This is a genomic window from Variovorax sp. ISS6 (assembly GCF_056523145.1).
Window position 1 is genome coordinate 6,141,850 of record NZ_JAWRZC010000001.1, and the last position, 19,144, is coordinate 6,160,993.

Below are 19,144 nucleotides of genomic sequence, written 5' to 3' on the forward strand. Positions count from 1 at the left end.
CCGAAACGGCGGCCGCACGAGGCCGGACAAATCCCTATCGCGCCCGCGCGCGCGCGATGCCTACCATGCGGCACCGGGCCGATGCCCCGCACCGCTGGGAGACACCATGACGATTTCGACGCCGCGGCATCGCGCCCGCGGCTGGCTGTTGGCGCTCGCTTGCGCCGCGCTCGGCACGGGCGTGGCGCCTGTCCACGCGCAGGCGCTGCAGCTCAAGTGGGGCCATGTCTACGAGGCCTCGAGCATCTTCCACCAGCAGGCCGAGCTCGCGGCGCGCAAGATCGCCGAGCAGTCCGAGGGAAAGATCAGGATCGAGGTGGTGCCCGCCTCGAAGCTCGGCCAGGAGGGCGACTACCCGCTGATGCTGGCCAACGACTCGGTGCAGATCGCCTATGTCACGGCCGCCACGCTGGCCGAGGGCTATGCGCCGCTGCGCCTGGGCAGCTATCCCTTCGCCTTCAAGGACCTCGACCACGTGCGCAAGTACCTCGCGAGCCCGCTGCTGGGCCAGCTCATGAAGGGCTACGACGAGCGCAGCGGCAACCACCTCGTGGCCTCGGTCTACTACGGCGCGCGCCAGGTCACCTCGAACCGGCCGCTCGCGCGGCCCGAGGACTTCCGCGACCTGCGGCTGCACGTGCCCGATGCCTCGGCCTACCAGCTGTTCGCCACCGCGCTCGATGCCAGGCCCGTGACCCTGCCCTACGTCGGCCTGTATGACGCGCTGAAGAAGAACGAGGTCGAGGCGCAGGAATATCCGCTGAGCACGGTGAAGGCCAAGAAGCTCTACGAGGTGCAGAAGTACGTGCAGCTCACCGCCCACGTCTACGACACGCTGGGCATCGTGATCGGCAAGGCCGCCTGGGCCAGGCTCTCGGCGCCGCAGCAGGCCATGGTCGAGAAGGTGCTGGTCGACGGCGCCAAATGGACCAACGTGGGCGTGATCGCGGGCGAGCTGGAAGACGAGCAGTTCCTGCGCGGCAAGGGCATGACGGTGTCGCAGGTCAACCGGCAGCCCTTTCTCGAGCGCATCGCGCGGCGCTCCACGCCCGAGCAACTGGGCGCGCGGCCCGGCGACTGGGCGAAGCTGCAGGCGCTCGCCAACTGATCGCTCGCGCCTGTTGGCGAACCGGCCGCGCTGCTGCACACTGGCGAGCGGCATGCGCCCTGACCGCATTGCCGGGAGCACACCGTGGAATTCCTCCTGGACCCGAATGTCTGGATCGCCTTCGCGATGCTGACCGCCCTCGAGATCGTCCTGGGCATCGACAACATCATCTTCATCTCGATCCTGGTCGGCCGGCTGCCGCCCGAGCAGCGCGACAAGGCGCGCCGGCTGGGGCTGGGCTTCGCGATGGTCTCGCGGCTGCTGCTGCTGTTCTCGCTGAGCTGGGTGATGGGCCTCACGGCCGACCTGTTCCACGTCTTCGGCCAGGGCATCAGCGGGCGCGACATCGTGCTGCTGCTGGGCGGCCTGTTCCTGCTCTACAAGGCCTCGCACGAGATCTTCCTCGAGGTCGAGGCCGGCGAGGAACACGGCCCCGATGCCGCGGAGGACGGGGGCGCGCGCAAGGCCGCGTTCTGGGGCGTGATCGGCCAGATCGCCATCATCGACATCGTGTTCTCGCTCGACTCGGTGATCACCGCCGTCGGCATGGTCGACCAGATCGCCGTGATGGTGGCCGCGGTGGTCGCCTCGGTCGGCGTGATGCTGGTGGCCGCCAAGCCGATCGGCGACTTCGTCGACAAGCATCCCTCGGTCAAGGTGCTGGCGCTGGCCTTCCTCGTGATGGTGGGCATGGTGCTCACGGCCGAGGCCTTCGACAAGCACGTGCCCAAGGGCTACATCTACGCGGCGATGGCCTTCTCGCTCGCGGTCGAGGCGCTGAACATCCGCGCGCGCGGCAAGCGCACCGCGGCGCGGGCGCTGAAGGCACGGGCCGAGGCGGGCAAGGCGCCCTGACCGGAACGACTCACTAACGCATCTCTGTGGCATTATCCGGCCGCCACTCCAACGACGACCGACGAGATTCCACATGATCCGCAAGAACCCGCGCGGCGACCTGCCGCAGATCCATCCGAGCGCCTTCGTCGACCCGACCGCGATCCTCTGCGGCCTGGTCGTGGTGGAGGAGAACGTGTTCATCGGCCCCTATGCCGTGATCCGCGCCGACGAGACCGACGCGAACGGCCACATAGCCCCCATCGTCATCGGCGCGCACTCGAACATCCAGGACGGCGTGGTGATCCATTCCAAGTCGGGCGCGCCGGTCACGATCGGCGAGCGCACCTCGATCGCGCACCGCGCCATCGTCCACGGGCCGTGCCGGGTGGGCCAGGGCGTGTTCATCGGCTTCAACAGCGTGCTGTTCAACTGCGTCGTCGGCGACGGCAGCGTGGTGCGCTACAACGCGGTGGTCGACGGCTGCGAGCTGCCGCCGAACTTCTACGTGCGCTCCACCGAGCGCATCGGCCCCGAGACCGCCCTGGATGGACGGCCGACCGTCTCGGTGGATGCGAGCGAGTTCTCGGAGGACGTGGTGCGCACCAACAACGCGCTGGTGCAGGGCTACAAGAACATCCAGAACGAGTTCTAGGCTAGGGCCTGTTCACACTATGCAAGGGGTCGCGAAGCTCGCCAAAGCCCGCCCATCAAGGCGCGCGACGACGCGTGTGCGTGCGCACACGCTAGGAGGGCAACGCCGAGGGGCGGGCTTTGGCGAGCTTCCCTCCGGGTTGCCCCGCAAAGGGGCCCCTTGGATAGTGTGAACAGGCCCTAGTGCCCTCAGCCTGCGCCATAGGCCGGCTGCGGAAATTCCAGTTCGACGCGCCGGCACGCGCGCGGGAAGATCGTGGCCACCGAACGCCACGAAGGAGCCCGCGATGCACCTCTCCCCGCCATTCCCCCACCGCGCCCTGCGCGCGATGCTCCTCGCGGCCGCGTTCGCCGCGGCCGCCAGTGCCTCGGCGCGCGACACGGCCGTGGCGGTCACGCCCGAACAGCGCTTCCAGCTCGCGCTCGAGGCCCAGTCCGCGCGCGACTACCGTTCGATGATGTCGCTGCTGCGCGAGGCCGGCGCCTCGGGCCACCGCGAGGCGCAGGAGATGCTCGGCGTGGTGCTGCTGGCCGGGCCGCTGCTGTACGGCAACGGCGTGCCCGCCGACCGCTGCGAGGCCCGCCACTGGGCGCGCGAGGCGGCGCGCCAGGGCAGCGAGGTCGGCCAGCACCAGCTGCACCTGCTCAACCGCGCGCGCAACGCGCCCATGGGCAGGGAGGCCTGCGATGCGCAGCGTTCCTGAGTTCGCGCGCGGGCTGCTCGCGCGGCACGGCGCGGTGGGCCTGCTGCAGGCCTGGCGCATGCTGCTCGCGGCGGTCGCGGTGGCGGCCTTCGCGGCATCGGTCGATGCGGGCAGCGACGAAGCACCGGCCGCCACCTGCACGACTGGCGACTGCGTCCGGACCGCGGCCTGCGAGCATCCGTCGCGCTAGCGATCCGCGTCGAGGCACGGGGGCGACAATGGGGCACGCCCCACTCGCCGCCCCCGCATGTCCTCCACCACGATCCTCTCCGTCTTCGCCCACCGGCCGATCGACGGCCTGCTCGAGAACCACGCGGCCTATGCGGCGCGCTGGGGCTACGCGCACGAGGCCAGGGACAGCCTGCACGTGTTCGGCGACCGGCAGGCCGAGCTCTACAAGTACCACGCGATCTATGGCGCCCTGCTCGCGCTGCCCGAAGGCGGGCTGCTGCTGGTGCTCGACGAGTTCTCGGTGGTCTACGGCCGGCAGAAGCTCGAGGACGTGGCACAGGGCCATGACTTCGTGGTCGTGTCGCAGGAACCCGGCGCCGGCCTGCCCACATCGAGCGGGACGATCCTGCGCAACACCGCCGAGGTCCGCGAGCGGCTGCGGCTGCTGGTGTTCCATCTGTCGGTGAGCGTGGCGGGCGACCCGGACACGCTGGGCAAGTCCGCCAGCGAGCACCTGGGCGAGGCCTTCGCCGTGCATCCGCTCGAGAACCGCCTGGCCAACGGCTACTACAGCAGCATCCAGGCCGTCTGGGACGGCGGCGGCCGCGTGGCCATCGACCAGTTGCCGAAGGTGGTGCCGCTGGTCGCGCATGCCGCGCCGCGCTGGGAACGCCAGCACGGCGTGTGGCTGCCGACCTATGGTTACGACTTCCGCTACGTCAGCGTGCTGCTCGAGCAGGCGCGGGCCTTCGAGGAGGAACGGCCGCTCGACCTGCCGGCGCAGTGGGAGCAGGCCGCGCAGGAGGCACGGGGAGGCGAGTTGCACCTGAACCCGCAGGCGAAGATCGCCTTCGTCTCGTTCTACGACGCCAAGGTCGCGGGCTACGGCCGCATCCACGAAGACAACCTCGCGCGCTACTGCGAGCGGCATGGCTATGCCCACCACCTCTATCGCGAGCTGCCGGCCTTCGTGCCGGCGGGCGTGCAGGCCAACTGGGCCAAGATGCATCTGGTGCGCGAGCATCTGGTGCAACACGAGCAGCTGTTCTGGATCGACGCCGACATCCTCGCGATCAACCAGCGTCTCGGCGTCGAGGACGTGCTCGGCGCGCGCGGCTTCGTGATCGGCATGGACCACAGTGCCTGGCCCGCGAACTCGGGGCTGATGGGCTTCAGGCCCGGGCCGCGCATGCGGCAGTTCGTCGACCATGTCTGCGCGGCCATCGAAGCCGCGCCCGACAAGTCGAACGTCTATGCCGGCGGTGGCGACCAGGCCAGCGTGCTCGCGGGCATGCGCCATTTCGGGCTCGAGAACGCCGAGCACGTGATCGACGCGATCTCGCTCGCGCCGGCGCCGATCTACGCGACCCGCGACAGCCGCTTCGTGCACTTTCCGTCGCAGATCAATGCCTACCGGGCCGAGGCGATGCGGGCCTGGGACCGGTGGAGCCACGAACGCTGAAACCTCAGACGTTCTTCGCAAAGATGATGAAGCCCGTGCGGTCCGCGACCTTGTCGTAGAGCCGCTGCCCCGCGAGATTGGTCTCGTGCGTCTGCCAGTAGACGCGCTTCACGCCGGCCTGCCGCGCACGCTCGTACACGCCCTCGATCAACTGCCGGCCCACGCCCTGCCCGCGCAGCGAGGGCAGCGTGAACAGGTCCTGCAGATAGCAGGTCGGCTCGATGCGCGTGGTGCTGCGGTGGAACAGGTAGTGCGTGAGGCCGACCAGCCGGCCCTCGTGCTCGGCCACGAGCGCATGCACGGGCTCGTAGGCGTCGAAGAAGCGCTGCCAGGTGGCCTGCGTGATCGCGTCGGGCAAGGCCGTCGGGCCCTCGCGCTCGTAGAAGGCGTTGTAGCCGTCCCACAGCGGCTTCCAGTCGGCGTAGTCGTCGCGCGTGGGCGGGCGGATCACGAGGGTCGGGTTCATGGCGTGTGCAATGCGCAGGTGCGCGTCGGGCGAAAAGCCGGCATTGCAACACGAACGGGCTGGGGCGCAGCTAAGGATTCGCTGAAGACGTCACGCTCAGGAAGAATTCCTCGAGTGCCGCTGCCGGCAGGTGGCCGCGCAGCCCGATCGCGACCACCGCCGCGCCTTCGGCATCGAGCGGCGCGGCAGCCCGCCGCAGCATGCCGTGGCGGCCCGCGTACTGGACTTCGGACCAGGTCTCGACACCGCCCTCGGCCTCGATCTTCAGCAGGCCCTTGAGCCGCAGCACGCCGGGCGGCATCGCGCGCATCCAGGCGCGCAAGGCCTCGGGCGCGAACGTGGCCGAAGGCCGGGCGCTCCAGGTCGCGAACTGCGCGCCATGGTCGACGTGGTGCGCATGGTCGTGATCGTGGCCGCAGCCCGGCACATCGCAATGCGCGTGCGGCCTTGTCTGCCCATGCGGCCCCGAGGCCAGCGCGAGCGGCAGCGCGGACTGCGTGGTCGCGATCCGCGGCGTGCCCGGCACGGTCGCCTCGAGCCAGGCCGTGGCGGCCGCCAGCGCGGCATCGTCCGCGATGTCGGTCTTGTTGAGCACCACGAGGTCGGCCGACTTCGCCTGCCGCGCGAGCGTGTCGGCCAGCAGCGGGTCGCGCGACTGCGCGGCGACCGCGCTCGCATCGACCAGCACCAGCACGGCCTGCAGGCTCAGCTCGGGCGCGGCCATGCCGATCTGCGCGATGCGCCAGGGGTCGGAGACGCCGCTGGCCTCGATCACCACGGCGTCGAACGGCGGCTGGGCGTCGATCGTGCCCTGCAGCGCGCGCCCGAGGTCGTCGCCGATCTGGCAGCAGACGCAGCCGTTGGTGAGCGCGACGGTGTCGCCATGGCGCGCGGCGATCAGGCCGGCATCGATGTTGAGCGCGCCGAAGTCGTTGACCAGCACCGCCATGCGCAGGCCCTCGGCCTCGGCCAGCCAGCGGTTGAGCAGCGTGGTCTTGCCGGCGCCGAGGAAGCCGCCGACGACCGTGAGCGGCAGGCGCCGCGCCGTCATCGCGGTCATCGCGCCCTCATGCCTCGAACACGCGGCCCGACAGCACCGTGCCCCAGACGCGCAGGTCCTTGAGCCGCATCGGGTCGACGGCCAGCGGATCCTCCTCGAGCACGCAGAAGTCGGCGCGCTTGCCGCATTCGATGCTGCCGATCTCGCCATCGAGCTTGAGGGTCCAGGCCGCGCCCAGCGTGATGGCGCGCAGCGCCTGTTCGACGGTGATGCGCTCGGCCGCGCCGAGCACGCGGCCCTTGGGCGTGACGCGGTTGACCGCGCACCAGGCGGTGAACAGCGGGCCGAGCGGCGTGACCGGCGCGTCGGAATGGATCGCCAGCGGCACGCCGGCGGCGAGCGCGCTGCCGCAGGCATCGAGCCGGTTGGCGCGGTCGGGGCCCATGGTCATCTCGTAGTGCTGGTCGCCCCAGTACCAGATGTGGTTGGCGAACAGGTTGGCGCACAGGCCCAGCGCGGCCATGCGGCGGAACAGCGGCGCGTCGATCATCTGGCCGTGCTGCAGCGTGTGGCGGTGGTCGGGGCGCGGCGCGCGCGCGAGCACGCGGCCGATGGCGTCGATCGCGACCTCGCTGGCCTCGTCGCCGTTGGTGTGGGTGTGGATGGTGAGGCCGGCGCGGTGGTAGGTCTCGAAGTCGGCCTCGTACTGCGCGGGCGCGGTCACCCAGATGCCGTTGGGCGCGCCGTTGAAATGGCCGGGCCAGCGCAGCCGCGCCGAGAAGCCCTGGATCGAGCCGTCGAGCATCATCTTCACGAGGCCATAGCGCAGCCGGTCGGTGTTGCGCGGCATCAGCGCCTGTACATGCTCCGCGCCCTGCGCCGCGCCGTGCGTGCCGTGGAAGGCCTGGAACGCGGGCAGGATGCGCACCGCGAAATCCTCGGCGCCAGTGGCGCGCTCGAGCACGCCGCAGTCCTCCTCGGTGAGCTTGTTGACCAGGTCGGTGGCGGTGGTCACGCCCTGCATGCAGGCCAGCCGCGCGAAGGAGCGCACGCCGGCCTCGGTCATCGGCGCCAGCAGGCCGGCATTGCCGATCCTGCGCAGCACCAGGAACATCGCGGCCGGCTCCTGCAGCTCGCCCGTGGGCTCGCCCGCGGCCGGCCCGGTGGCGAACTTGACCACGCCCTCGACCTCGTTGTCGCGCGTGATGTCGGCGATGCGCAGCATCGCGCTGTTGACGTTCATCAGGTGGCCGTTGGCATGGCCGATGACGATCGGCCGCGTGGCGCTCGCGCGGTCGACGTGTTCCACCGTCATGCGCTCGCCGCCGAAATAGATCGGATCGAAGCCCCAGGCCACCAACGGCTCGGACTCGGGCCTGCCCTCGGCCTGCATGCGCGCGGCGATCTCGGCCAGCCGCGCGACCACGGCCTCCATCGAGCGCAGGCCGCTCCAGACCTTTCCCTGCGGATCGCGCCGGTCGAACCAGCCGAGGTATGCCCAGTCCCACATGCTGCCCTCCTTGAGGTGGCAGTGGCCCTCGACCAGTCCCGGCATCAGCACCTTGGACGCGAAGCGCTCGTCGAGCGCGAAGTCGCCCCAGGCGCGCATCTCGTCGAGCGAGCCGACCGCGAGCACGCGGCCCTCGCGCACCGCGACATGGGTGGCCTCGGGCTGCATCGGGTTCATCGTGAGGATCTTGCGGGCGCTGTAGACGGTGGTGGCGGTCATGGATTCGGGAAGGAGGATGGACGGGGCGCGACGCGATGTTCGCGCGGATTCAATCGGCTTGCAGGCGCAGGGGCGGCAGCGGCAGGCCGTCGGCCAGCCCGACGCGGCGGCAGCGCACCCAGTGGCCGGGCACCACCTCGCGCAGCGGCGGCGGCTCGGCCGCGCAGGCCGGCTCGGCCACCGGGCAGCGGCCGGCGAAGCGGCAGCCGTGCGGCGGATCGATCGGGCTCGGCGGATCGCCCGTGAGCTTGATGCGGCCCGCGGCGCGGCGCCGGCCGCCGCCCACGGTGGGCACGGCCGACATCAGCGCCACGCTGTAGGGATGCAGCGGCTGCGCGAAGAAGGCGCGCCGCGGCGCGCGCTCCACGATCTGGCCCAGGTACATCACGGCGATGTCGTCGCAGATGTGCTCGACCACCGCCATGTCGTGCGAGATGAACAGGTAGGTCAGGCCCAGCTCGCGCTGCAGCCGCGCGAGCAGGTTGAGGATCTGGGCGCGGATCGCGATGTCGAGCGCCGACACCGGCTCGTCGCAGACCACGAGCTCGGGGTTGGTGGCGAGCGCGCGCGCGATGTTGATGCGCTGGCGCTGGCCGCCCGAGAACTGGTGCGGAAACAGCTGCTGCTGCTCGGGCCGCAGGCCCACGGCCTCGAACAGCTCGGCCACGCGGCGCGTGCGCTGCTCGGGCGTGCCCACCTGCATCAGGTCGAGCGGCGCGCGCACCGCGGCACCGGCGCGCTCGCGCGGGTTGAGCGAGGAGAACGGGTCCTGGAAGATGATCTGCATGCGCGTGCGCGAACGGCGCAGCGCCTCGCCCTCGAGCGCGCCGAGGTCGGTGTCGCCGAGCCGGATGCGGCCACCGGTCAGCGGCGACAGCCGCATCACGGCGAGCGCGGTGGTGGTCTTGCCCGAGCCCGATTCGCCGACCACCGCGAGCGTGCGGCCGCGGCGGATCTCGAAGGACACGCCGTCCACCGCCTTCACCACCTCGGGCTTGCGGCCCCAGCCGGCCCTGGCGCGCGGGAAGTGCACCTGCAGGTCGTCGACCGCGAGCAGCGTGTCCGCCGGTTCGATCAGGCTCATGCGACCTCCTCCGCCAGCGCTTCGGCATGCAGCCAGCAGGCCGCGCCGTGCGAGCTGCCGCCATCGCCGTCGCCGGCCAGCGCGAACATCGGCGGCACCTCGTGCGCGCAGCGCGGCATGGCATGCCGGCAGCGCTCGCGGAAGGCACAGCCGCTGCCCAGTTCCCAGATCGAGGGCACGACGCCCGGGATCTCGGCCAGGTCCTCGCGCGTGTCGTCGTCGAAGGCCGCGCTGCTGCCGAGTTCGGGCAGGCAGTCGATCAGGCCGCGCGTGTAGGGATGGCCGGGCGCGGACAGCACCTGGTCGGCGCTGCCCTGCTCGATCACGCGACCCGCATACATCACCATCACGCGGTCGGCCATCTCGGCCACCGCGCCCATGTCGTGCGTGATCAGCAGGATCGCCGTGCCCTTCTCGCGCTGCAGCTCGCGCAGCAGGTCGAAGATCTGCGCCTGCACCGTCACGTCGAGCGCGGTGGTGGGTTCGTCGGCGATCAGGATGTCGGGCCGGCAGGCCAGCGCCATCGCGATCATCACGCGCTGGCGCATGCCGCCCGAGAGCTGGTGCGGGTACTCGTCCACGCGCCGCTCGGGCGCCGGGATGCCGACCTGGCGCAGCATCTCGATGGCGCGTTCGCGCGCGGCCTGCGCATCGAGGCCCGCATGCAGCCGCAGCGATTCGCCGATCTGGTCGCCCACGCTGAACACCGGGTTCAGCGAGGTCATCGGTTCCTGGAAGATCATCGAGATGCGGTTGCCGCGCACCTCGCGCATGCGCGCGTCGGTGGCGCGCACCAGGTCCTCGCCCTGGAACAGCACGCGGCCGTCGCGGATGCGCCCCGGCGGCGAGGGAATGAGCCGCAGCAGCGCGAGCGCGGTCATGCTCTTGCCGCAGCCCGACTCGCCGACCACGCACAGCGTCTCGCCGGCGCGCAGCTCGAAGTCCACGCCGTTGAGCACCAGCGCCTGGCCGCGGCGGGTCCGGAATTCGACGTGCAGGTCCTGCACGCGCAGCAGTGCCTCGCTCATCTCAGCGCTCCCTCAGCTTGGGGTTGAGGGCATCGTTGAGCCCGTCGCCGATCAGGCTGACCGCGAGCACGGTGACGAAGATCGCGGCGCCGGGAAAGGCCACGGCCCACCAGCACGACAGCACGTACTGGCGGCTCGAGCCGATCATCAGGCCCCAGCTCATCTGGTTCGGGTCGCCCAGGCCGAGGAAGGACAGGCCGGCCTCGAACAGGATCGCCGCGCCGATCGCCAGGGTGGCCGACACCACCAGCGGCGGCAGCGCATTGGGCAGGATCACCTTCCAGATGATGCGGGCGTCGCGCGCGCCGATGGCGCGCTCGGCGCGCACGAACTCCAGCCCCCGGTACTTGAGGAACTCGGCGCGCGTGAGCCGCGCGGTGCCGGTCCAGCTCACGACGCCGATGGCCAGCGTGACCGTGACCAGCGTGGGCGAGAACAGCGTCACCACCACCATCGCGAACAGCAGCGCGGGCAGCACCTGGAAGAACTCGGTGATCTTCATCAGCACCGCGTCGACCTTGCCGCCGTAGTAGCCGGCGAAGGCGCCCAGCGTGATGCCGATCAGCACCGACAGCAGCGCCGCCACCGCGCCCACCAGCAGGGTGGCGCGGCCGCCGTAGATCAGCGCGGTGAGCACGTCGCGCCCGAGGTAGTCGCTGCCGAGCCAGGCCTCCTCGCTGAACGGCGGCGTGAGCGGCGCGGCCTTGATCTCGAAGGGATCGGCCGGATAGAGCCAGGGCCCGGCGATCGCGACCGCGAGCACGATCAAGAGCAGCACCATGCCGGCGATGGCCGCGGGGTTGCGCAGGAACATGCGCGCGGCCTCGATGCCGGGGTGTTCGGCGCGCGGGCCGGCGGTGGCGCTCGTGCGCGCGGGCGCCACCGGCTTCGCGGCGGGCGCCGGGTCTGGGTCGAGGGTCATCGTGGAGGTCGCATTCATCGGGGAGGCGTCACGCGGTCTTGATGCGCGGATCGATCAGGCGGTAGCAGAGGTCCGTGAGCTGGTTCATCACCACCACCACGATGGAGGAGAACAGCAGCACGCCGAGGATGGTCGGGTAGTCGCGCCGCAGCACCGAGTCGAAGGCCAGGCGGCCGAGCCCCGGCCAGTTGAAGACGGTCTCGACCAGGATCGCGCCCGCGAGCACGTTGCCGAACTGCAGCCCCAGCACCGTCACCACCGGCAGCAGCGCGTTGCGCAGCGCATGCTTGTAAAGCACCACGCGCTCGGCCAGGCCCTTGGCGCGCGCGGTGCGGATGAAGTCGGAGCCGAGCACGTCGAGCATCGACGAACGCGCGAGCCGGCTGTACTGCGCGAGATAGACCAGGCTCAGCGTGATCGTGGGCAGCACCAGGTGGTGCGCGACGTCGAGCACGTCGGCCAGGCCGCCGCCGGTGGCGTCGATGGAGCGCATGCCGGCCACCGGCAGGATCGGGAATACCGAGGCCAGCAGGATCACCAGCATGATGCCGATCCAGAACACCGGCGCCGCGAAACCCACCAGCGACAGCACGGTGATGAACTGCGACAGCAGCCCGTTGGGCCGGCGCGAGGACAGCACGCCGAGCGCCGTGCCGACCACGAAGGCCAGCAGCACCGAACTCAGCACCAGCAGCAAGGTGGCGGGCACGCGCTCGGCGATCATCTGCGTGACCGGCAGGTTGAAGAAGTACGAATAGCCGAGGTCGCCGCGCAGCACCTTGCCGAGGTAGACGCCGAGCTGCACCGGCAGCGGCCGGTCGAGGCCGTACTGCGCGCGCAGCTCGGCCATGAGCTCGGCCGACATGCCGCCGCTCGCGCCCGCGATGGTCTCGACCGGATCGCCCGGTGCCGCGTGCACCAGCACGAAGTTCAGCACCACCACCGCGAGCACCAGGGCGAGGCCCTGCAGCAGGCGCGAGGCGGCGTAGCGAAGCATGCCCATGTGCGCCCCGCCTTACTTGAGGTAGACCTCGTCGAGCGGCGACAGCGGTCCCCAGATGGTGGTGGGCACGTTGCCGACCTTCTTGCTGGTGATCGTGTGGTAGGGCACCTGGTTGATGAACTCGATCGGCAGCTCGTCGGTCACGATCTTCTGGAAGGTGGCGTAGTAGGCCTTGCGCTGCGTCGGGTCGGTCAGGCCGCCGGCGGTGTTGAGCAGCTCGTCGACCTTCGGGTTGGCATAGGACTGGGTGTTGGTCCAGACGATGGGCTTGATGTTGGTCGACAGGTAGGTGCGGTGCACGCCGATGATCGGATCGCCCCAGTTGAAGACCGCGTCCATCGACATGTCGAAGTCGTGCGTGGCCAGGCGCTTGGCCCAGGCCGGGAAGTCGGCCGAGGCGCGCACCTCCACCGTGATGCCCACCTTCTTGAGCTGGCCGCGCACGTACTCGGCCACGTTCTTCTGCTGGTCGTCGCCGCCGGGCAGGTAGTCGATGGTGAGCTTGAAGCGCTCGCCGTTGGCGCCGGCCTTGTAGCCCGCGGCATCGAGCATCTCGCCGGCCTTCTTGAGGTCGAGCGGATAGCGCACCAGGTCGCTGACCGCGAACGGGCTGCTGGCCACCAGCGGGCCGTCGGACACGGTGGCGAAGCCGCCCATCAGCGCCTTGGTGATGAAGTTCTTGTCGATCGAGTGCGCGATGGCCTTGCGCACCTGCAGGTCCGACAGCGGCTTCTTCGCGGTGTTGAAGGCCAGCCAGTTGAGCGGGCCGATGCCGTCGTAGCCCTTGGGCGTGAGCGACACGCGCGGATCGCTGGCGAAGCGCTTGAGGTCGGTGGGCAGGGTCGCGAAGGGCAGCATCTGGATGTCGCCGCGTTCCACGCCGAGCACCAGGCTCGCCATGTCGGGCGTGATGCTCACGATGACCTTGTCGAGGTAGGGCTTGTTGGGCAGGAAGAACTTGTCGAAGCGCTCCATCACGATGCGCTGCGAGGGCTTGAACTCGGTGACGCGGAACGGGCCCGAGCCGACCACGTCGGTGCTGTTGCGCGGATGGTTCTTGAGGTCGGTGCCGTCGCCGTAGACGTGCTTGGGCAGGATCGGGCACAGCGCGGGCGACATCGCGAGCACGATCGCCGGATGCGGCGCGCTCATGCGGATGATGGCGGTGTAGGGATCGGGCGTGTCGACCTTCTCGACCGGGCCCAGCATGGTGGTGAAGGGATGGTTGGCCTTGATGGCCATGATCGAGAACGCGACGTCGGCCGAGGTGATGGGCTTGCCGTCGTGGAACACGGCGTTCTTGCGCAGGTTGAGCGTGAGCGACTTCGCGTCGTCGGCGAGCTTCCACGATTCGGCCAGGTAGGGCTGCGGGTTCCACTTGTCGTCGAAGCGCAGCGGGCTCGCGAAGATCTGCGCCGAGGGCAGCGCGGTGGCGATGCCCGACTGCACGGCGCCGTTGAGGTGGCGCGGCGTCTGCGTGCTGCCGATCACCAGCGTGCCGCCACGCTTGGGTTCTTGCGCGGCGGCCGGCAGGGAGCACAGCGCGAGCGCGGCCAGCGAGGCCGCCGACAACAGGGTGACACGGCGCGTGAAGCGGGAGAGCGGAAACGGCATGCTGGACCTCTGGATGGCTACTCGAAGAAGAAGCGGCGCGCGGTGCGGCGCCGACGAGATCGACGATAGGCCCGCGAGCAGGTGCCACGAAGAGCCACGTGGCACCGATCCGCAGGGCCAGACGCTGCGGGTTTGCCCCGTTGTGCGGCGTGCGATGCGCCGTTTGCGGGAAGGCGCACCGGATGCGGGAGCGCGATGGCGCTCGCGCGCTACTTCTCGTCCTTGAGCCAGTACCACTTGTAGAGCATGCGCTGGCCCATGCGGCGGAACGGCGCGAAGGCCTGCGACTCGACCAGGCCCATCACGTTGGGGAAGGGCAGCGGCGAGTCGTAGATCGGCAGCTCGAACACCTCGCGGCCCGCATCGCGGCCCGCGATGCGCTCGGCCAGGCGCTTGCCGGCCCAGGTCGAGAACGAGACGCCGTTGCCGCCATAGCCCACCGCGTACCAGATCTTCTTCGACGCATCGGGCTGCGTGATGCGCGGCATCATGTCGTGGCTCATGTCGACCCAGCCCCACCACGAGTGGTCGATGCGGATGTTGGCGAGCGGCGGGAACTTGCGCGCGATCGCGTCGGTGAGCAGCTTCAGGTGCACCGGTGCCTCGGCATCGGCGCCGCTGACCGAGCTGCGGCTGCCGATCTGCAGCCGGTTGCCCTCGAGCAGCCGGTAGTAGAAGCGCAGCGTGCGCGTGTCGGTGAGGAAGGTCTTCGAGCGGAAGTTGGTGGCCTTGAGCTCGGCCTCGGTGAGCTCGCGCGTGACCACCGAGTTCGAGAGGATCGGCATCACGCGGTTCTTCAACAGCGGGCTCAGCGCCTGGCCCGTGTAGCCGCCGGTGCACACCGCCACGCGGCGCGCGCGCACCGTGCCGCCGGGCGTGCGCAGGTGGTGCACGCCGTCGATGGTCTGCCAGCCCTGCACCGGGCTCGAGGTGTGGACCTTCACGCCGAGCGCGCGCGCGCGCCGCAGCAGCCCGAAGGTGAACTTCAGCGGATGGATGCCCACGCCCTCGGCCTCGAACATCGCGCCCACGGTCTCGCGTTCGTCGCAGTAGTCGCTGCGCACTTCCTCGGCGCTCATCATGCGCGTGGCATAGCCGAAGGTGTCGCGCATCAGCGCGGCCTCGGCGGCGAGCACCGGCAGCTTCTCGCGGCGGTGCGCGAGGTAGAGGTGGCCGCCGTCGAAGGCATCGCAGTCGATCTGCTGCGTGAGCGCCTTGAAGTTCTCGAAGCCCGCGCGGATCTCGGCGTCGAGCTTCTTCGCGGTATCGAGGCCCCAGCGCGCGATCCACTGCGAGCGCTTGAGGCGGCCGCTGGCGTTCTGGCCCTGGCCGCCGCTGCGGCTCGAGCAGCCCCAGGCCGCCTGGTTGGCCTCGAGCACGGTGGCGCGGATGCCGTGCTCCTGCGCGAGGTAGAGCGCGGTCGACATGCCGGTGGCGCCCGAGCCCACGATCGCCACGTCGACGTCGATGTCCTGCACCAGCGGGCCGTCGTCCTCGGGCGGCGTGCCCGCGCTCGCAACCCACCAGGTGGGCGCATAGGCGCGGCCGGCGCCGGGGTCGGGCGCGAGCAGCGGGTCGTAGCGCGGGTCGTAGGGCCGCGAGGGCGTGGCGGGCACGGGCTCGGCGGAAGCGAAGTGCGTGGCGGTACCGGTCGTCATGGCCTTGTCTACTTGGCCGCGGGCAGGTTCGGCCTTGCCTTGCGGAACACGTTCTTGAGCTGGATCTTCCCGTCCTTGAAGGTGAAGACGTCGATGCCATCGGTCTCGATGCGGCTGCCGTCGGCGGCGGTGCCGGTGAAGGTCCACTGCGAGGTGCCGAAGTCGCCGTGCACGAAATGCACGCCGTCGATCCACTGCGCGTCGGGCACGGCCTGCCAGGCGGCCGCGAAGGCCTTGCGCACGGCCTCGGTGCCCGTGTGGCGGGTGCCGCAGGCATCGGGGCCGGCGGCGGTCTGGAACACGCAGTCGTCGCTCATGAAGCTCATCAGCGCATCGATGTCGTGGCGGTTCCAGGCCGCGCTGAAGGCGGCGAGGGTGTCGGTGGTCACGGGCGGGAAGGAAGAGGACATGGCGCTCGGATTGAAGTCTTTGGGGAATGAATGGAGCCGAGGGTAGGCAGCGGGCGGGACGCGCGATAGGGCCAGATGCGGGGATTCGACCGAGCCAGAGCGCACCGGCATGCGCGCTCGCCAGAGGCCTGCCCTAAACTGCGGCGACCATGGCAAGCCATCCCCGAGCCACCCAGTGGGCGCAGCTCTTCGCGCTGCCCGACCAGCCCGCGCTGCCGCTGCAGGCGCGGCTGCGCGCCGCGGTGGTGCAGGCCATCCTCGAGGACCACCTGAGCCCGGGCGCGTCGCTGCCCTCCTCGCGCGAGCTCGCGGTGCTGCTGGGCCTGAGCCGCAACACCGTGACCTCGGCCTACCTGCAGCTGATCGACGAGGGCTTTCTCGAGGCGCGTCCGCGCAGCGGCGTGTTCGTGGCGCGCAATGCGCGACCGCCCGCGGCTGCACCGGCCGAGCCGCTGGTGGGACGCAGCGGGCAGTCGGGCCAGCCGCCCGACTGGTCGCAGCGCGTGCTGCGCTCGCTGGTGGACCAGCCCACGCTGTCCAAGCCCGAGCGCTGGCGCGACTATCCCTATCCCTTCGTCTACGGCCAGCACGACCCGCTGCTGTTTCCGACCGAGGACTTCCGCGAGTGCTGCGCGCGCAGCCTGGCGCGCTCGCAGCTGCAGCACTGGACGCCCGACTTCGAGACCGACGACGTGCCCGACCTGATCGAGCAGATCCGCACGCGCCTCCTGCCCAAGCGCGGCGTGTTCGCGCTCAAGGAGGAGATCATCGTCACGCTCGGCGCGCAGCATGCCTACTACCTGCTGGCCGACACGCTGTTCGACACCCACACGCGCGTGGGCCTCGAGGAGCCCGGCCATCCGCATGCGCGCAACAGCTTCTCGCTGCGCCAGCCCAGGTGGGTGGAGGTGGCGGTGGATGAAGACGGGCTGGTGGTCGATGCGCTGCCCGCGGCCGACTACCTTTTCGTCACGCCCTCGCACCAGAGCCCGACCACCGCCACGCTGAGCCTGGAGCGCCGCCAGTGGCTGCTGCGCAAGGCCGAGCTGCAGGACTTCGTGATCATCGAGGACGACTACGAGGCCGAGAACCTCTACGAGGGCACGCCGATGCCGGCGCTCAAGAGCCTGGACAAGACCGGACGCGTGATCTACGTGGGCTCGGTATCGAAGAGCCTGTCGCCCGCGCTGCGGCTGGGCTTCATCGTCGCGCCGCGCGCGCTGATCAAGGAGCTGCGCGCCATCCGTCATGCGATGGTGCGGCATCCGAGCGCGTTCCTGCAGCATGCCTATGCGCTGTTCCTCTCGCTGGGCCATCACGAGTCGCATGCGCGGCGCGTGAACCACGCGATGCAGGAACGGCTCGCGCTGGCGGCGCAGGCGCTGCGCGACCACCTGCCCGATTTCGAGTTCAGGCTGCCGCAGGGCGGCGCGTCGCTGTGGGTGCGCGCGCCGGCCTGGGTCGACGCGGGCGAGCTGTCGCTGATGGCGCGCAGCCACGGCGTGCTGATCGAGGCCGGCGACGTGTTCTTCGCGAAGCCGCCCTATCCGTGCCCCTTCTTCAGGCTGCGGCTGTCGTCGATACCGGCGGCGCAGATCTCGGCCGGCATCCGCGCGCTGGGGCTGGCGGTGGAAGAGCTCGCGGCCGCGCGCGGCGAGCGGCGCCCGGCGGGCGGACGCACGCACTGAGGAAGCGCCCATGAAAAAGGCCGCGACATGCGCGGCCCCGTTGCTGGGCGATCGGCGAGCCGGTCAGCTCGGCTCGGGCGTCTTGAACAGCGCCGGGATCTTGCGCTTGCTCTTGATGTTGCTCGACACGCCGGTGCGCGCGGGCGCGGACTTGGCCGCGGCTTCCCAGGCCGGCGCGGCCTCGCTGTTGCTGTTGCCGGGCTCGTAGGGCTTGTCGAAGAAGGGATCGCGCGGCGCCGAGGGCGCGCGGTGCGGGCGTCCGCCGCCGCGCCGCGCATCGCTGCCGTAGCCACGTTCGCGCGGCTGGTCGAGCACGTCGCGCGCATCGCCGGCCTCGCCCTCTTCGCGCCAATGACGGCGGCCGTCGTTGATGCGGCCGCGCGGGCGGTCTTCCTCGAACTCGACCGGCTCGAGCTCGATCTTCTTCTTGATCAGCTTCTCGATGTCGGCCACCAGGCGCGCATCGTTGCCGCCGCTCGCGAAGCTCACGGCCAGGCCCGAGGCGCCGGCACGGCCCGTGCGGCCGATGCGGTGCACGTAGTCCTCGGCGTTGAACGGGATGTCGAAGTTGAAGACCGCGGGCACGTCCTTGATGTCGAGGCCGCGGGCCGCGACGTCGGTGCACACCAGCAGGTCGACCTCGCCGGCCTTGAAGGCGGCGAGCGCCTTCAGGCGTTCGTCCTGGCTCTTGTCGCCATGCAGCGCCGAGGTGCGCAGGCCGTCGCGCTCGAGCGTGCGCGCGAGCCGCGCGCAGCCCAGCTTGCTGTTGACGAACACGAAGGCCTGGGTGATGCCGCGCTGGCGCACGATCTGCTTGAGCGCGCGGCGCTTGTCGTCGTCGGACACGCTGTAGAAATGCTGCTCGACGGTGGAGGCGGTCTCGTTGGGACGCGCCACCTCGATGGTCACCGGGTTCTGCAGGTAGCTGCCGGCCAGGCGCTTGATCTCGGGCGAGAAGGTGGCCGAGAACAGCAGCGTGGTGCGCTGCTTGGGCAGGTAGCTGAGGATGCGCTGCAGGTCGGGCAGGAAGCCGATGTCGAGCATGCGGTCGGCCTCGTCGAGCACCACGTACTCGACCTGGTTGAGCACCGCGTTCTTGGCCTCGATGTGGTCGAGCAGCCGGCCCGGCGTGGCCACCAGCACCTCGACGCCCTTCTTCAACTCCAGCGTCTGCGGCTTCATGTCGATGCCGCCGAACACCACCGTGCTGCGCAGGTTGGTGTACTTGGCATAGAGCTTGATCTGCTGCGCCACCTGGTCGGCGAGTTCGCGCGTGGGCAGCAGCACGAGGGCCCGCACCGGATGCCGCGCGGGCGAGGTGGAGGCGTTCTCGTGCTTGAGCATGCGCTGCAGCAGGGGCAGCGAGAACGCCGCGGTCTTGCCGGTGCCGGTCTGCGCTGCGCCCATCACGTCCTGGCCCGAAAGCACGACCGGAATGGCCTGCTCCTGGATCGGCGTCATGGTCTCGTAGCCCATTTCGGCCACGGCACGCGCCAGCGGAGCCGCCAGCGATAGGTTGGAGAAGGAACTTGTCATTGAGCCCGCTATTGTCGCACTGCCGCAAAAAACGGCAGTGACCGCGCGATGACAACGTCCGCTTTCACGGCAT

The 19,144-nt window shown here is 70.3% G+C and carries 18 protein-coding genes; 7 read left to right on the plus strand and 11 right to left on the minus strand.

The annotated features are described in order from the left end of the window. Positions 1 to 106: 106 nt before the first annotated feature. The 6 genes from dctP (at position 107) to AC1HIL_RS28325 (ending at position 4,933) form a co-directional block, all read left to right on the plus strand. On the plus strand, positions 107 to 1,108 hold the full coding sequence (dctP, locus tag AC1HIL_RS28300; protein WP_479670560.1) for a TRAP transporter substrate-binding protein DctP: 1,002 nt from the start codon (positions 107 to 109) through the stop codon (positions 1,106 to 1,108). Positions 1,109 to 1,234: 126 nt separating this feature from the next. Continuing rightward, positions 1,235 to 1,963, plus strand: coding sequence for a TerC family protein (locus tag AC1HIL_RS28305; protein WP_413764627.1), 729 nt, complete (start codon positions 1,235 to 1,237; stop codon positions 1,961 to 1,963). A 73-nt stretch (positions 1,964 to 2,036) separates the two neighbouring features. Next, positions 2,037 to 2,597: a gamma carbonic anhydrase family protein gene (locus tag AC1HIL_RS28310; protein ID WP_479670561.1), complete on the plus strand. Its 561-nt coding sequence runs from the start codon at positions 2,037 to 2,039 to the stop codon at positions 2,595 to 2,597. A 286-nt stretch (positions 2,598 to 2,883) separates the two neighbouring features. After that, a complete protein-coding gene (locus AC1HIL_RS28315; RefSeq protein WP_413762663.1) occupies positions 2,884 to 3,300 on the plus strand; it encodes an SEL1-like repeat protein in 417 nt (138 codons plus the stop codon). Further along, on the plus strand, positions 3,284 to 3,490 hold the full coding sequence (locus tag AC1HIL_RS28320) for a hypothetical protein (protein ID WP_479670562.1): 207 nt from the start codon (positions 3,284 to 3,286) through the stop codon (positions 3,488 to 3,490). The genes AC1HIL_RS28315 and AC1HIL_RS28320 overlap by 17 nt, the downstream gene beginning before the upstream one ends. Before the next feature lie 57 nt (positions 3,491 to 3,547). After that, positions 3,548 to 4,933 (plus strand): glycosyltransferase family protein, encoded by a 1,386-nt coding sequence (locus AC1HIL_RS28325; protein WP_479670563.1) that lies wholly within the window; start codon positions 3,548 to 3,550, stop codon positions 4,931 to 4,933. A 4-nt stretch (positions 4,934 to 4,937) separates the two neighbouring features. On the opposite strand, the gene AC1HIL_RS28330 is transcribed toward AC1HIL_RS28325, so the two are convergent. The 10 genes from AC1HIL_RS28330 to AC1HIL_RS28375 all read right to left on the minus strand — a co-directional run bounded on the left by AC1HIL_RS28330 (position 4,938) and on the right by AC1HIL_RS28375 (position 15,847). Next, positions 4,938 to 5,399, minus strand: coding sequence for a GNAT family N-acetyltransferase (locus tag AC1HIL_RS28330; protein ID WP_422096194.1), 462 nt, complete (start codon positions 5,397 to 5,399; stop codon positions 4,938 to 4,940). 70 nt (positions 5,400 to 5,469) lie between these two features. Then, positions 5,470 to 6,459 (minus strand): CobW family GTP-binding protein, encoded by a 990-nt coding sequence (locus tag AC1HIL_RS28335; protein WP_479670564.1) that lies wholly within the window; start codon positions 6,457 to 6,459, stop codon positions 5,470 to 5,472. A gap of 7 nt (positions 6,460 to 6,466) precedes the next feature. Beyond that, positions 6,467 to 8,128 carry an amidohydrolase gene (locus tag AC1HIL_RS28340; protein ID WP_479670565.1) on the minus strand — a complete coding sequence of 554 codons (1,662 nt, stop codon included), beginning with the start codon at positions 8,126 to 8,128 and terminating at the stop codon, positions 6,467 to 6,469. A gap of 49 nt (positions 8,129 to 8,177) precedes the next feature. Then, positions 8,178 to 9,212 carry an ABC transporter ATP-binding protein gene (locus AC1HIL_RS28345; protein WP_296783267.1) on the minus strand — a complete coding sequence of 345 codons (1,035 nt, stop codon included), beginning with the start codon at positions 9,210 to 9,212 and terminating at the stop codon, positions 8,178 to 8,180. After that, on the minus strand, positions 9,209 to 10,240 hold the full coding sequence (locus AC1HIL_RS28350) for an ABC transporter ATP-binding protein (RefSeq protein ID WP_479670566.1): 1,032 nt from the start codon (positions 10,238 to 10,240) through the stop codon (positions 9,209 to 9,211). The genes AC1HIL_RS28345 and AC1HIL_RS28350 overlap by 4 nt, the downstream gene beginning before the upstream one ends. A 1-nt stretch (position 10,241) precedes the next feature. Further along, positions 10,242 to 11,162 carry an ABC transporter permease gene (locus tag AC1HIL_RS28355; RefSeq protein ID WP_057592025.1) on the minus strand — a complete coding sequence of 307 codons (921 nt, stop codon included), beginning with the start codon at positions 11,160 to 11,162 and terminating at the stop codon, positions 10,242 to 10,244. Positions 11,163 to 11,190: 28 nt separating this feature from the next. Continuing rightward, complete coding sequence (locus AC1HIL_RS28360; RefSeq protein ID WP_479670567.1) at positions 11,191 to 12,165, minus strand: ABC transporter permease; 975 nt, start codon at positions 12,163 to 12,165, stop codon at positions 11,191 to 11,193. A gap of 12 nt (positions 12,166 to 12,177) precedes the next feature. Further along, positions 12,178 to 13,779, minus strand: a complete 1,602-nt coding sequence (locus AC1HIL_RS28365; protein WP_479670568.1) for an ABC transporter substrate-binding protein — start codon at positions 13,777 to 13,779, stop codon at positions 12,178 to 12,180. Positions 13,780 to 13,988: 209 nt separating this feature from the next. Continuing rightward, on the minus strand, positions 13,989 to 15,437 hold the full coding sequence (locus tag AC1HIL_RS28370; RefSeq protein ID WP_057591953.1) for an NAD(P)/FAD-dependent oxidoreductase: 1,449 nt from the start codon (positions 15,435 to 15,437) through the stop codon (positions 13,989 to 13,991). 8 nt (positions 15,438 to 15,445) lie between these two features. Beyond that, a complete protein-coding gene (locus tag AC1HIL_RS28375) occupies positions 15,446 to 15,847 on the minus strand; it encodes a nuclear transport factor 2 family protein (RefSeq protein ID WP_057591954.1) in 402 nt (133 codons plus the stop codon). A 149-nt stretch (positions 15,848 to 15,996) separates the two neighbouring features. On the opposite strand from AC1HIL_RS28375, the gene pdxR reads away from it, so the two are divergent. Further along, a complete protein-coding gene (gene pdxR / locus AC1HIL_RS28380; RefSeq protein ID WP_057591955.1) occupies positions 15,997 to 17,535 on the plus strand; it encodes a MocR-like pyridoxine biosynthesis transcription factor PdxR in 1,539 nt (512 codons plus the stop codon). 63 nt (positions 17,536 to 17,598) lie between these two features. Here the strand turns inward: pdxR and AC1HIL_RS28385 are convergent, their stop codons facing one another. Further along, a complete protein-coding gene (locus AC1HIL_RS28385; RefSeq protein ID WP_261210825.1) occupies positions 17,599 to 19,071 on the minus strand; it encodes a DEAD/DEAH box helicase in 1,473 nt (490 codons plus the stop codon). Positions 19,072 to 19,144 lie beyond the last annotated feature (73 nt).